This window comes from Ruminococcus sp. AM31-15AC (genome assembly GCF_003462045.1).
GTDB lineage: Bacteria > Bacillota > Clostridia > Oscillospirales > Ruminococcaceae > Hominimerdicola > Hominimerdicola aceti.
Genome location: NZ_QTYG01000007.1, coordinates 56,560 through 69,002 on the forward strand (window position 1 = coordinate 56,560; position 12,443 = coordinate 69,002).

Sequence of the window (12,443 nt, forward strand, 5' to 3'; positions counted from 1 at the left end):
GATGAAAGAATACAATTTTTCGGCCATAGAAAGCAAATGGCAGAAATACTGGGACGAGCATAAGACCTTTGAGGCAAGCAATGACTTTTCTAAGAAGAAATTTTACGGACTTGTAGAGTTTCCTTATCCGTCAGGTCACGGTATGCACGTTGGACACATCAAGGCTTATTCTGGTCTAGAAGTTGTAAGCCGTAAAAGACGTATGCAGGGCTATAATGTTCTTTTCCCTATAGGCTTTGACGCTTACGGTCTGCCTACAGAGAACACAGCTATCAAAACAGGTGTTCACCCAAGAAAGGTAACTGACGACAACATTAAGAAGTTCACGGGGCAGCTCAAAAGAGTAGGTTTTTCATTCGATTGGTCAAGAGTTATTGATACGACCGATGAAAACTACTATAAGTGGACACAGTGGATATTCCTTAAAATGTTTGAGAATGGTCTTGTATTCAGAGATAAGACCCTCGTAAATTATTGCCCAAGCTGTAAGGTCGTTCTTTCAAATGAGGACTCACAGGGCGGTCACTGCGATGTTTGCCACAGCGAGATAGTTCAGAAAACTAAAGAAGTATGGTATCTGAGGATCACAGAATACGCTGACAAGCTTCTTCAGGGACTTGAAGAAGTTGACTATCTGCCTAACATCAAACTCCAGCAGCAGAATTGGATAGGAAAATCAACAGGTGCATTTGTAAACTTCAAGATCAAAGAGCAGGACGAGCAGCTCAAGATCTACACTACACGTCCTGACACACTTTACGGCGTTACATTTATGGTAATCGCTCCTGAACATCCTATCATCCAGAAATACAGAAATAGTATTGCAAACATTGCTGACCTTGACGCTTATAAGACAGAGTGTGCAAAAAAGAGCGAATTTGAGAGAACTCAGCTCGTTAAGGATAAAACAGGCGTTAAGATAGACGGTCTGACAGCTATCAATCCTATCACAGGCAAAGAGATACCTATCTACATCTCAGACTATGTTATGATGGGATACGGCACAGGCGCTATCATGGCTGTGCCTGCTCACGATACAAGGGACTATGATTTTGCAAAGAAGTTCGGCATTGACATAATCGAAGTCATCAAGGGCGGCGACATTTCTAAGGAAGCCTACACAGGCGACGGCGAAATGGTCAACTCAGGTGAGCTTAACGGCATAACAAACAAAAAAGAAGCTATTGAAAAGATGCTTACTGTTCTTGAAAAACTGGGCTGCGGTGAAAAGGGCGTTCAGTATAAGATGAAAGACTGGGCTTTCAATCGTCAGAGATATTGGGGCGAGCCTATCCCGATAGTACATTGCCCTCGCTGCGGAATGGTCGCTGTGCCATATGATGAGCTTCCACTTAAATTGCCACCGGTAGAGAACTTTGAGCCTGGTACAGACGGCGAAAGCCCACTTGCTAAGATAGACTCTTTCGTACACTGCAAGTGCCCTAAGTGTGGCTGTGACGCAAAGAGAGAAACAGATACAATGCCACAGTGGGCTGGTTCTTCATGGTACTTCCTGCGTTATTGCGATCCTAACAACAATGATGAGTTTGCTTCACAGGAAGCACTGAAATATTGGATGCCTGTTGATTGGTATAACGGTGGTATGGAGCACGTTACACGTCATATGATCTATTCACGTTTCTGGCATAAGTTTCTCTATGACCTCGGTCTTGTACCAACTTCAGAGCCTTATGCAAAAAGAACAGCTCAGGGTCTTATCCTTGGACCTGACGGTGAGAAGATGAGTAAGTCAAGAGGAAACGTTGTTGACCCTAACGATGTTGTTGACGAATACGGTGCAGATGTTCTCAGACTTTATGTTCTGTTCATGGGCGACTATGAAAAGGCAGCTCCATGGAGCGAGAGCAGTGTTAAGGGCTGTAAGAGATTTGTGGACAGAATTTGGGCTTTGCAGGATAAGGTAGTTGACAGCGACGAGTACAGCGACAAGCTGAGATCGCTCATGCACAAGACTATCAAGAAGGTATCCGATGATATCGAGTCAATGAAGTTCAATACTGCTATTGCCGCAATGATGACGCTTCTTAATGAGATATATAATGTTGGCTCTATCACAAAGAAAGAATTCAGAGATCTTCTTATCATACTCAATCCTTTTGCACCTCATGTTACAGAAGAACTTTATCAGATGATCGGTTGCGAGGGAGTTCTTGACGAGCAGGAGTGGGTAACATATGATGAAGCACTCTGCAAGGACGATACTATCGAGATCGTTTGTCAGATAAACGGCAAGGTAAAATCCAAGCTCACAATACCTACAGACGCAGCTAAGGACGACGTTATCGCACTTGCTAAGGCTGACGAAGCTATCGTTAAGGCAACGGAAGGCAAAAATATAGTCAAGGAAATCTATGTTCCTAACAAGCTTGTAAATCTGGTTGTAAAGTAAGCGAAAATTTCCTCAGAAAAATCAAAAAAAGAGCCAGAAAGCTATTGACTTTTTGGTGGAAATATAGTATAATTAAATTTGTAATTATATCGGTTTTATAAATTCCGCAGATTAAAGACAGAGCGGTCCGAAAGAGTAGGACTGGGGGAACGTAAAGCGTTTCAGTTTGCTTTTGCAGACACCTTCACTATCACCGTTGATTTTCGGAAATTCCGATAGAATTGCCTCTGTCACAGGTGGCAAAGGGAGGGAATAATTTTGGCAGAAATCCGTGTTGGAAAGAACGAAACTTTGGATACAGCACTTAAGCGTTTCAAGAGATCATGTGCAAGAGACGGCGTTATCGCAGAGGTTCGTAAAAGAGAACACTACGAAAAGCCTTCGGTAAAGCGTAAGAAGAAGTCCGAAGCTGCTCGTAAGCGTAAATACTAATATGTAATTAAAGGCGGGCATTTTTATGTCCGCTTTTTATTTTATACTACAGGAGTTTTTTTATGTTCAAACCAACTTATGTTTTTGACAAGGTAGGAGAGATAACCCCCGATTTTCTTGCTAAAAAGCATATCAAGGGGCTGCTCCTCGATCTTGATAATACGCTGACAACACATAACAATCCCATTCCCCCGCAGTCGAGTCTTGATTGGCTTGCTAAGATGAAAGCGGCAGGGATAAAGCTTATGATCGTTTCAAACAATCATGCTCCAAGGGTAAAGCCTTTTGCAGAGCAGTTGGAGCTTGACTTTGTACCTGAAGGCAAAAAACCGCTGACCTTTGGATATACCAAGCTATAGCTAAGCTGGGGCTTAATAAGAAAAATGTTGCGGCTGTGGGTGATCAGATATTCACTGACGTGCTTGGATCAAATCTGAAAGGTATACGCTCCATATTCGTGTTCCCAATAGAGCCTGAAAAGAGCTTGCCATTTCGATTTAAAAGAGCCTGTGAAAAGCCGTTTTTACCAAAGCTCAAATAGCATAAAACGAAAGGAATGATACTAATGTCGGCAAAATTTGGACCTGCGGGAAACAGCGAGGCTTTTTCCATTAAATATAAAACAACACTTCAAGCTCCGGGATATCTCGAAGCAATGGGGCTTGACCACTATGAATATCAGTGTGGCAGGGGAGTTAAGGTCTCCGATAAAATAGCTTTTGCCTTGAAAGATAAGGCTAAAGAGCATAATGTCACGCTTTCGCTCCATGCACCGTATTTTATTTCGCTTTCAAGCCTTGAAGCTGAAAAGCGTGACAACAGCATAAATTATATTCTGCAATCCTGTGACGCTGCAAGCAGAATGGGTGCTGATAGAATAGTTATCCATTCAGGAAGCTGTGCGAAAATAAGCAGAGAGGACGCTTTGGAACTTGCTAAAGATACTCTCACAAGGGCTAGAAAAGCAGCCGTTGAGCAGGGCTTTGAACATATCGTTTTTTGCCCTGAAACTATGGGTAAGGTAAATCAGCTTGGTAACTTAACAGAAGTGCTGGAGCTTTGCAAGCTTGATGATACGTTCCTGCCGACAATAGATTTCGGACATCTCAACGCAAGGGAGTTCGGCTATATAAAAGGTAAGGCAGAGTATGAGAAAATGCTTGATGAAGTGGAAAATGCTATCGGTCACGACAGGCTGAAAATATTCCACAGCCATTTTTCTAAGATAATGTTTACAAATCCAGGCGGCGAGAAAAAGCACCTGACTTTTGACGATAATCAAGGCTTTGGACCTGACTATGAGCCGCTTATGGAGATAGTCGCAAAGAAAGATCTTTCGCCTATATTCGTCTGTGAAAGTGCAGGCACTCAGGACAAAGACGCACTGACAATGAAGAATTATTATTTGTCGGTGAAATAAAGATAGGAGAGTATTGATATGAAAAAAATACTTGTTATACATGGTCCTAACCTTAATCTTCTGGGCGAGCGTGAGCCTGGAGTTTATGGTACAGATACATTCGAGAGCATAAACAACGAGATAATCGAGCATGCAATGAAATATGAGTTTCACTGCGACGTTTATCAGTCAAACCATGAGGGTGAAATAATCGACAAGCTTCACCTTGCCAGAAAAAATTATGACGGCGTTATACTTAACGCTGGCGCTTATACACACTATAGCTATGCTATCAGAGACGCCATCGCCGCAATAAAGATTCCTGTCGTTGAGGTACATCTGAGCAATATACACTCCCGTGACGATTTCAGACACACTTCTGTTATCGCGCCTGTATGCGTGGGTCAGATAAGCGGGTTCGGAAAGTATTCATACTACATGGCTGTTGACGCTTTGTATTACAAATGGAAAAATGAAAGCGGTGCAGACAATGACTGATCTTGAAAAACTTTGTTCACGAATAACAGAAGCGGCAGATTGTGCTGTTATCACTGACGATGTGAACAGAAGATATTTCACCGCAATGAAATCAAGTGCAGGAACACTAGTGGTTTTTCCTGAAAAAGCGTATTTTATCATAGATTTCAGATATATTGAAAAGGCAAAGAAAACTGTCACAGCTTGCGAGGTCATTTTACAGGACAAGCTCTATGAGCAGATAAACAGCCTTATTGAAAAGCATGGTGCAAAAACAGTTTCTGTTAATGCCGATACCTGCACACTTTCCGAGCTTATCGCATATCAGCAAAAACTTAATGCTGAGGTCATCGCAGACACAAAGCTTGCGGAAATAATAAGAGAGATCAGAACAGTTAAATCCCAAGAGCAGATAGACAAGATAATCAAAGCACAGCGTATCGCTGAAAAGGGTTTTGCACATATGCTTGACTTTATCAGGGTCGGCAGAACTGAAAAAGAAATTCAGCTTGAGCTTGACTATTATATGCTTAAAAATGGTGCTGAAGCTCTGTCTTTTGACACTATTGCACTTTCAGGCTCTAATACTTCGCTTCCACATGGTGTACCATCTGACAAAAAAGTTGAGAGCGGTGAGTTCGTGCTTATGGATTTCGGAGCAACTTATGATGGCTGGCACAGCGATATGACTAGAACTGTATGCGTAGGCAAACCTAGTGACAAGATGAAGTCTGTATACGAAACTGTTCTTACTGCACAGCTTTCAGCTCTTGACGCAGTAAAGGCAGGTATGCCAGGAAAAGCACTTGACAAAATAGCAAGGGATATCATAACTGAAGCAGGCTATGGAGATAATTTCGGCCATTCTCTCGGACATGGCGTGGGAGTTGAGATACATGAAAGCCCTTATGCTTCGCCTAGCAGGGAAGATATATTGCCTGAAAATTCGATCGTAACAGTAGAGCCAGGTATTTATCTTGAGGGCAAGTTTGGTGTGAGAATAGAAGATTTTGTTGTTGTTACAGAAAACGGCTGTATCAATATGACAAAAGCACCTAAAGAGCTTGTTTGCTTGTAACTTTTTTTGATTTTTGGGTAAAAAAGTTTTCAAAAGCTATTGCAATAAACAAATAAATATGGTAAAATAAATATAGAGGTATGCGGACATTTTGAACTGTGTACACATTAATTAAGAATGTTTATGGAGGTACTAAATAATGGTAACTGCTGGTGATTTCAGAAACGGCGTGACTTTTGAAGAGGACGGCAACGTAATGCAGATCGTTGAGTTTCAGCACGTTAAACCTGGTAAGGGTGCAGCGTTCGTCAGAGCAAAGGTTAGAAATGTAATTTCAGGTTCTGTTGTTGAAAAGACATACAATCCAACAGCTAAATTCCCAACAGCATATGTTGAGAGAAAGGATATGGAGTATTCTTACAATGACGGCGATCTTTATTATTTCATGGATCCAGAGAGCTATGAGCTTGTTCCAGTAAACAAGGCTGAGCTTTCAGATAACTTTAAGTTCGTAAAGGAAAACATGGTATGTAAGATCCTTTCTTACAAGGGTACAGTATTCGGCGTAGAGCCTCCATACTTTGTTGATCTTGAAGTAACAGAGACAGAGCCTGGTATCAAGGGCGATACAGCTACAAATGCTACAAAGCCTGCAACTGTTGAAACTGGTGCTGAGATCAGAGTTCCTCTGTTCATCAACACAGGCGACAGAATAAGAATCGATACTCGTACATGTGAGTACATGGAAAGAGCATAAGTTTTAACCTTTACGGTTTTTTTAGAAGCGGAGGGAATGTTATGGAGCTGTCAAAGAAGGTTGCATATTTAAAGGGACTTATGGAAGGTCTAAAGATTGACGATTCCACAAACGAGGGAAAGATATTGACAATTATGGCTGATATTCTTGATGAGATGTCTGCTACAGTTGAAGATATTGCCGAAGAAGTTGACGAAACAGTTGAGCTTGTAGATACTCTTGACGAGGATCTCGGCGAGATAGAAGATCTAATTTACGGTGATGATGATGACGACGATTGTTGTTGTGACGATGATTGTTGTTGTGATGATGACGATGATGACGATGATGATGACGCTATGTACGAGTGTGTGTGCCCTAACTGTGGTGACACAATAATGCTTGGCGAGAACATTATCGCTGATGGTTCTATTGAATGTCCAAACTGTGGAGAGAGCCTTGAGTTTGATTTCTCAGAGATTGAGGACGAGGACAACGAGGATTAATCTCATAAAAGTGTTCAGCAAAATTTAATAATGTGTTTCAGGGGTGGTGAAATTCCACACCGGAGGTGATCGAATAGTATTCGTAAGTCCTCGACCGCAGAAATGCGCTGATTCGGTGAAAATCCGAAACCGACGGTAAAGTCCGGATGGAAGAAACGACAGATCAATAACGCATAAATTGCACCCTGATTTTATTTTCAGGGTGCTTTTGCTTTTGCTGCTGTTTCTCCCGATAATTTTATTATTTGGAGGAATTAAAATGACAAGTGATAACACTATGCCAAGAAATAAAACTTTTACAACAAGAAAAATGGTAACGGTGGCAATGCTCAGCGCCATAGCTACTGTAATATATTACCTTGATTTTCCTGTGCCACTTATGCCAGGATTTATCAAGCTTGACCTTTCAAATGTTATATCCCTGCTGGCAGGTTTCTCAATGGGACCTATTGCAGGTGTGATCGTTTGCCTTATCAAGAACGTTATCCAGTTGATTATAAAGGGACTAGGCACAACAATGGGTATCGGCAACATCTTCGACTTTGTAACAAGCGTAGCTTTTGTGCTGACGGCTTCTGTTATATACCACAAGAAAAAAACCAGAAAGAATGCTATCATAAGCTGTATCATTGGCACTTTGGTTTTCACAGTAATAAGCTTGCCGTTGAATTATTTTATCGTTTATCCTATATACTTTAAAGCATTCGGCGGAGAAGCTGCTATACTCGGTATGTACCAGCAGATAATGGGTAGCGTAAAGAATATTTTCTCTGCACTGTGTATTTTCAATCTGCCTTTTACTTTTGTGAAGGGTATTATTTGTGCATTGGTCACAATTCTTATTTATAAGCCTTTGTCGCCTATTCTTAAAGGCAAAGACTAAAACAAAATTAATGCTGAACACAAAAAAAGCCTTGACAGGCACATTCCTGTCAAGGCTTTGATATTTATGATTTAACTGCTTCAAGAAGATCATTGATCTTGTCTGTCTTTTCCCAAGCTACATCAAGATCCTCACGTCCCATATGACCATAAGCTGCAAGCTGCTTGTACTGTGGCTTTCTAAGGTCAAGGCTCTTGATTATTGCAGCAGGACGAAGGTCAAATACCTTTTCTACAGCTGCCTCTATCTTTTCATCAGAAACCTTTCCTGTGCCGTATGTGTCGACCATGATTGAAACAGGGTGAGCAACACCGATAGCATACGCAAGCTCAACCTCGCACTTCTTGGCAAGACCTGCTGCAACGATATTCTTTGCAACGTATCTTGCAGCATATGTTGCGCTTCTGTCAACCTTTGTCGGATCTTTTCCAGAGAAAGCACCACCACCATGACGAGCATATCCACCGTATGTGTCAACGATTATCTTTCTTCCTGTCAGACCACTGTCGCCCTGAGGACCGCCGACTACAAATCTTCCTGTTGGGTTTACAAAATAAGTAGTGTTCTCATCAAGAAGTTCAGCAGGGATAACTGTCTTTATAACGTTCTCGATAATATCTTCTCTTATCTGCTCCAGTGTTACAGCGTCATCATGCTGTGAAGAAACTACAACAGCGTCAACTCTTGTTGGCTTGCCATCATCATATTCAACTGTTACCTGAGTTTTTCCGTCCGGTCTGAGATATGGCAAAGTGCCGTTCTTTCTAACTTCTGTAAGTTTAAGAGCAAGCTTGTGAGCAAGTGATATAGGCATTGGCATAAGTTCAGGTGTTTCGTCGCAAGCGAAACCGAACATGATACCCTGATCGCCTGCACCTGTATCGAATGCGTTTTCTGCTCTTCCCTCAAGAGCATTGTCAACGCCCATAGCAATATCAGGCGACTGCTTGTCTATAGTTGTGAGAACTGAACAGGTGTGTCCGTCAAAACCATACTTGGCTCTGTCGTAGCCTATACCGACAACTGTATCTCTAACGATCTGTGGTATGTCGATTATAGCCTTTGTTGTTATCTCGCCCATGCACATTACTACACCTGTTGTAGTGACCGTTTCGCAGGCAACTCTTGACATAGGATCCTGCTCCAGCAGAGCGTCAAGTATAGCGTCAGAGATCTGATCGCATATTTTGTCAGGATGTCCCTCAGTAACCGACTCAGATGTAAATAAATACTTTGACATAAAAATACCTCTTTTCTGAATATTTGTTAATCTAAAAACAGCCACAAAAAAAGCGCTTCATTCCGAAACGCTTGAAATTACTCAATTTCCTCATCTTTCGGAAATAACCGCAGGATTTAGCACCTTAACTAACGCTAGGTTGCTGGGCTTCACAGGACCTGTTTCCTCCACCACTCTTGATAAGGCTATTTAATTTTAACAAAGTATATTATACACCATATATCGACTATTGTCAACTGTTTTACACATAATTATAGATTATTTTAATGTTTCGTAATAAATCAGCAAATGCTAATAAAAGCATTGACTTACTAGGACAAGTTCGTTATAATATAAAAAGAGGTGAGTTTTTTTGAAAAATGACAATTCAAATATAAAAACATTGTTTCTGACCTTTCTTAAGATAGGCGTTTTTACCTTTGGCGGAGGATATGCAATGATAGCCTTGCTTGAAACAGAATTTTGTGTGCGCAAAAAATGGCTTGATAAAAAAGAATTTCTCGATATGACAGCTATATCAGAGTCCACCCCCGGACCAACTGCTGTAAACAGTGCTACATATATTGGCTACAAAATAGGCGGTGTGCTGGGTGCTATTGCGGCAACTGTCGGTGTGTGCATACCGTCGTTTTTTATAATCTACATAATATCACTTTTCTTTGACAAATTTTTGTCTTTAAAAGTAGTCTACGCTGGATTCCGTGGCATTCAGGTAGGCGTAATATATCTCATACTTACTGCAGGACTAAGAATGTTGAAAGCACTTGATAACACATTGCTTGACAAAATTATAATGCTTGGAGTTTTCATAATGATGATACTTTTCACACTTTTTTCTGTGAAGTTTTCATCAGTATTTTATATTATCATAAGTGGTGCTGTGGGCATTGCCGTGTATCTGATTAAAACCCTCAGAAAGGGAAGTACAATAAAATGATATATCTCAAACTTTTTCTCATTTTTCTTGAAATAGGCGCAGTGTCATTCGGCGGTGGATATGGAATGATATCCATTATCCGTGAAAAAGTTCTTACCTTTGGCTGGCTCAGTGAGGACGAATTTGTGAACTTTATTGCCGTATCTGAGTCCACCCCTGGACCACTTGCAGTGAATATGGCGACCTTTGTTGGCTCATCGCAGGCAGGCTTCATAGGCGGATTGATAGCCACCCTTGGCGTTGTTTTGCCTTCGTTCGTGATAATATTCATCATAGCTTCGATCATGAAGGATTTGCTTAAATACTCAGGGGTAAAAGCAATGCTTTCAGGTATTCGTCCTTGCGTTGTTGCAATGATACTCGCCACTGGCATTACAATGGCTTTATCTTCACTGCTAAATATCACCACCATAAATTCAAAGCCTGCTTTTGACTATAAAGCGTTGATAATATTCCTGCTCATAGCCTTGGCAGATGTGCTTCTTTTGAAACTGAAGAAATTCAAGCTCTCACCGATTGCAATAATTGTAAGCTCCGCCTTTCTCGGCATAATATTCTACTAAAAAAGCTGTAACACCGCAAAGTGCTACAGCTTTTAATATTCGTGATATGAAAATTAACCCAGGAGCTTTTTAAGTCTCTCGTCAACAGCCTTAAGGAAGTCCACTGTATTTACTTTCTTCTTATTTTCAAGTGTAGAAAGCAGATAAAGGTCACCTGTCATAACACCGTCTTCGATAGTTTCAATAGTTGCCTTTTCAAGACAATCAGCAAAGTTCATAAGTTCAGCCAGGTTATCGAGTTCGCCTCTTTTTCTCAGAGCGCCTGTCCATGCGAACAGTGTGGCAACAGAGTTTGTAGAAGTTTCTTCGCCCTTGAGGTGCTTGTAATAGTGTCTCTGAACAGTGCCATGTGCAGCTTCATATTCATAGATTCCGTCAGGTGAAACAAGAACAGAAGTCATCATAGCCAGTGAGCCATATGCTGTAGCTACCATGTCAGACATTACGTCACCGTCATAGTTCTTGCAGGCCCAGATATAACCGCCGTTTGAACGAATAACTCTTGCAACAGCATCGTCGATAAGAGTATAGAAATACTCGATACCAGCCGCTTCAAACTTAGCCTTGTACTCGTTGTCGTATATCTCCTGGAAGATATCCTTGAATGTGTGGTCATACTTCTTTGAAATTGTATCCTTTGTAGCAAACCAAACATCCTGCTTCTTATCAAGTGCAAAGTTAAAGCAAGCTCTTGCAAATGATGCAATGGAGGTCGACTTGTTATGCTGACCCTGAATGATTCCGTCGCACTCAAAGTTGTAAATTGTTTCTCTAGTTTCCTTGCCGTCCTTGTCAGTGCAAACAAGCTCTGCCGTTGAACCAGCAGGGCACTTCATTTCAACGTTCTTATAAACGTCGCCGTATGCGTGACGAGCGATAGTGATAGGCTTTGTCCATGTAGGAATGTATGGAGTGATACCCTTAACAAGGATAGGAGTTCTGAAAACAGTTCCGTCAAGAATAGCCCTGATAGTGCCGTTAGGGGATTTCCACATTTCCTTGAGGTTGTATTCAGGCATTCTCGCAGCGTTAGGTGTGATAGTTGCGCACTTAACAGCAACGCCGTATTTCTTTGTAGCGTTTGCAGAGTCAACAGTTACCTGATCGTCGGTCTCATTTCTGTGAACAAGACCAAGATCATAATATTCTGTTTTAAGGTCAATATATGGAGTAAGAAGAATATCCTTTATATCCTGCCAGATAATTCTGGTCATTTCGTCGCCGTCCATTTCAACGAGCGGTGTTTTCATCTGAATTTTTGCCATTGGTAAGACCTCCTATAAAGTAATAATGGAATATCCGTTGTTTTTAGCTATCGCAGATATCTTTTTGTAAACGTCAAGACTTGCAATAATAAGCTCATAGCTGTCGCTGTCAATATCTATCATACATATGCAAGCACCTTTGAGATTGCTGTTTAGCTTATGTACAAACTCCTCAGCGTCATCATCGTCATCAGCCTTAAAGTCGTCTGTATAGCTTTCGATCAAGCCGTAGTTTTTAAGCTGTGAAAGTCCCCAGAGAATATTCTCGACCTCCTCTGAATAGTCGCAAGGGAAGAGATAGCCGTTTTCTTCAAGTTCGTCTATCATACCTATCCAGCAGATATCGTAAATATCATTTGCTTCCCTGTCAGAAACAACTACGCCTCTTTGCAAATATCTTGAAGCGTTTTTCTCAGCATAAGCCCAAGGGTCATTTGCACATTCACGAAGCATTGAAACAACTTCGCTGTCATTGTCCGTAATAAAAGCGGCAATATCGGTAATAAAAGAATAGTCCTTCATTGCCGGAGTGCTGTCCTTTGTGCCAAAAATTTTCGAGAAAATCCCCATAGGAAAC

15 protein-coding genes and 2 riboswitches are annotated in these 12,443 nt (G+C 41.3%); of the genes, 12 read left to right on the forward strand and 3 right to left on the reverse strand.

From position 1 onward, the window contains the following. Window position 1: 1 nt before the first annotated feature. The 10 genes from leuS (at window position 2) to DW793_RS03515 (ending at window position 7,861) form a co-directional block, all read left to right on the forward strand. Window positions 2-2,410 (forward strand): leucine--tRNA ligase, encoded by a 2,409-nt coding sequence (gene leuS, locus DW793_RS03475; RefSeq protein ID WP_118157078.1) that lies wholly within the window; start codon window positions 2-4, stop codon window positions 2,408-2,410. 258 nt (window positions 2,411-2,668) lie between these two features. Next, a complete protein-coding gene (gene rpsU / locus DW793_RS03480; RefSeq protein WP_002847085.1) occupies window positions 2,669-2,842 on the forward strand; it encodes a 30S ribosomal protein S21 in 174 nt (57 codons plus the stop codon). 62 nt (window positions 2,843-2,904) lie between these two features. Further along, window positions 2,905-3,201: an HAD hydrolase family protein gene (locus DW793_RS15080; RefSeq protein WP_252969637.1), complete on the forward strand. Its 297-nt coding sequence runs from the start codon at window positions 2,905-2,907 to the stop codon at window positions 3,199-3,201. A 35-nt stretch (window positions 3,202-3,236) separates the two neighbouring features. Continuing rightward, complete coding sequence (locus DW793_RS15085; protein WP_252969638.1) at window positions 3,237-3,383, forward strand: hypothetical protein; 147 nt, start codon at window positions 3,237-3,239, stop codon at window positions 3,381-3,383. A 24-nt stretch (window positions 3,384-3,407) separates the two neighbouring features. Then, window positions 3,408-4,262: a TIM barrel protein gene (locus tag DW793_RS03490; protein ID WP_117927583.1), complete on the forward strand. Its 855-nt coding sequence runs from the start codon at window positions 3,408-3,410 to the stop codon at window positions 4,260-4,262. A gap of 18 nt (window positions 4,263-4,280) precedes the next feature. Beyond that, a complete protein-coding gene (aroQ, locus tag DW793_RS03495; protein ID WP_118157079.1) occupies window positions 4,281-4,739 on the forward strand; it encodes a type II 3-dehydroquinate dehydratase in 459 nt (152 codons plus the stop codon). Continuing rightward, entirely contained in the window at window positions 4,732-5,796 is a 1,065-nt protein-coding gene (locus DW793_RS03500; RefSeq protein ID WP_118157080.1) for an aminopeptidase P family protein, read from the forward strand. Before aroQ ends, DW793_RS03500 begins: the two co-directional genes overlap by 8 nt. Window positions 5,797-5,935: 139 nt before the next feature. Beyond that, window positions 5,936-6,493 (forward strand): elongation factor P, encoded by a 558-nt coding sequence (efp, locus tag DW793_RS03505; protein WP_022286889.1) that lies wholly within the window; start codon window positions 5,936-5,938, stop codon window positions 6,491-6,493. 41 nt (window positions 6,494-6,534) lie between these two features. Then, window positions 6,535-6,978, forward strand: coding sequence for a CD1247 N-terminal domain-containing protein (locus DW793_RS03510; RefSeq protein WP_118157081.1), 444 nt, complete (start codon window positions 6,535-6,537; stop codon window positions 6,976-6,978). A gap of 29 nt (window positions 6,979-7,007) precedes the next feature. Beyond that, a riboswitch (FMN riboswitch) is annotated at window positions 7,008-7,140 on the forward strand. Between the two features lie 97 nt (window positions 7,141-7,237). Beyond that, window positions 7,238-7,861 (forward strand): ECF transporter S component, encoded by a 624-nt coding sequence (locus DW793_RS03515; protein ID WP_252969639.1) that lies wholly within the window; start codon window positions 7,238-7,240, stop codon window positions 7,859-7,861. Between the two features lie 64 nt (window positions 7,862-7,925). Here DW793_RS03515 and metK read toward each other — a convergent pair whose 3' ends face one another. After that, window positions 7,926-9,101, reverse strand: a complete 1,176-nt coding sequence (metK, locus tag DW793_RS03520; RefSeq protein ID WP_118157082.1) for a methionine adenosyltransferase — start codon at window positions 9,099-9,101, stop codon at window positions 7,926-7,928. Window positions 9,102-9,188: 87 nt separating this feature from the next. Further along, window positions 9,189-9,287: riboswitch (SAM riboswitch) on the reverse strand. A gap of 166 nt (window positions 9,288-9,453) precedes the next feature. Here metK and DW793_RS03525 point away from each other — a divergent pair. Both DW793_RS03525 and DW793_RS03530 read left to right on the forward strand, forming a co-directional pair. After that, window positions 9,454-10,038 (forward strand): chromate transporter, encoded by a 585-nt coding sequence (locus DW793_RS03525; protein WP_252969640.1) that lies wholly within the window; start codon window positions 9,454-9,456, stop codon window positions 10,036-10,038. Beyond that, complete coding sequence (locus tag DW793_RS03530) at window positions 10,035-10,601, forward strand: chromate transporter (RefSeq protein ID WP_117857258.1); 567 nt, start codon at window positions 10,035-10,037, stop codon at window positions 10,599-10,601. The genes DW793_RS03525 and DW793_RS03530 overlap by 4 nt, the downstream gene beginning before the upstream one ends. Window positions 10,602-10,654: 53 nt before the next feature. Here DW793_RS03530 and DW793_RS03535 read toward each other — a convergent pair whose 3' ends face one another. Further along, window positions 10,655-11,866 (reverse strand): NADP-dependent isocitrate dehydrogenase, encoded by a 1,212-nt coding sequence (locus DW793_RS03535; RefSeq protein WP_118157083.1) that lies wholly within the window; start codon window positions 11,864-11,866, stop codon window positions 10,655-10,657. A gap of 12 nt (window positions 11,867-11,878) precedes the next feature. Then, a complete protein-coding gene (locus DW793_RS03540; RefSeq protein ID WP_118157084.1) occupies window positions 11,879-12,436 on the reverse strand; it encodes a DUF6630 family protein in 558 nt (185 codons plus the stop codon). Window positions 12,437-12,443 lie beyond the last annotated feature (7 nt).

Excerpts from the sequence above, each read along its gene's own strand:
- leuS (WP_118157078.1), top strand. The coding sequence starts at position 2 with ATGAAAGAATACAATTTTTCGGCCATAGAAAGCAAATGGCAGAAATAC.
- DW793_RS15080 (WP_252969637.1), top strand. The coding sequence starts at position 2,905 with ATGTTCAAACCAACTTATGTTTTTGACAAGGTAGGAGAGATAACCCCC.
- DW793_RS03490 (WP_117927583.1), top strand. The coding sequence starts at position 3,408 with ATGTCGGCAAAATTTGGACCTGCGGGAAACAGCGAGGCTTTTTCCATT.
- aroQ (WP_118157079.1), top strand. The coding sequence starts at position 4,281 with ATGAAAAAAATACTTGTTATACATGGTCCTAACCTTAATCTTCTGGGC.
- DW793_RS03500 (WP_118157080.1), top strand. The coding sequence starts at position 4,732 with ATGACTGATCTTGAAAAACTTTGTTCACGAATAACAGAAGCGGCAGAT.
- efp (WP_022286889.1), top strand. The coding sequence starts at position 5,936 with ATGGTAACTGCTGGTGATTTCAGAAACGGCGTGACTTTTGAAGAGGAC.
- DW793_RS03510 (WP_118157081.1), top strand. The coding sequence starts at position 6,535 with ATGGAGCTGTCAAAGAAGGTTGCATATTTAAAGGGACTTATGGAAGGT.
- DW793_RS03515 (WP_252969639.1), top strand. The coding sequence starts at position 7,238 with ATGACAAGTGATAACACTATGCCAAGAAATAAAACTTTTACAACAAGA.
- metK (WP_118157082.1), bottom strand. The coding sequence starts at position 9,101 with ATGTCAAAGTATTTATTTACATCTGAGTCGGTTACTGAGGGACATCCT.
- DW793_RS03530 (WP_117857258.1), top strand. The coding sequence starts at position 10,035 with ATGATATATCTCAAACTTTTTCTCATTTTTCTTGAAATAGGCGCAGTG.
- DW793_RS03535 (WP_118157083.1), bottom strand. The coding sequence starts at position 11,866 with ATGGCAAAAATTCAGATGAAAACACCGCTCGTTGAAATGGACGGCGAC.
- DW793_RS03540 (WP_118157084.1), bottom strand. The coding sequence starts at position 12,436 with ATGGGGATTTTCTCGAAAATTTTTGGCACAAAGGACAGCACTCCGGCA.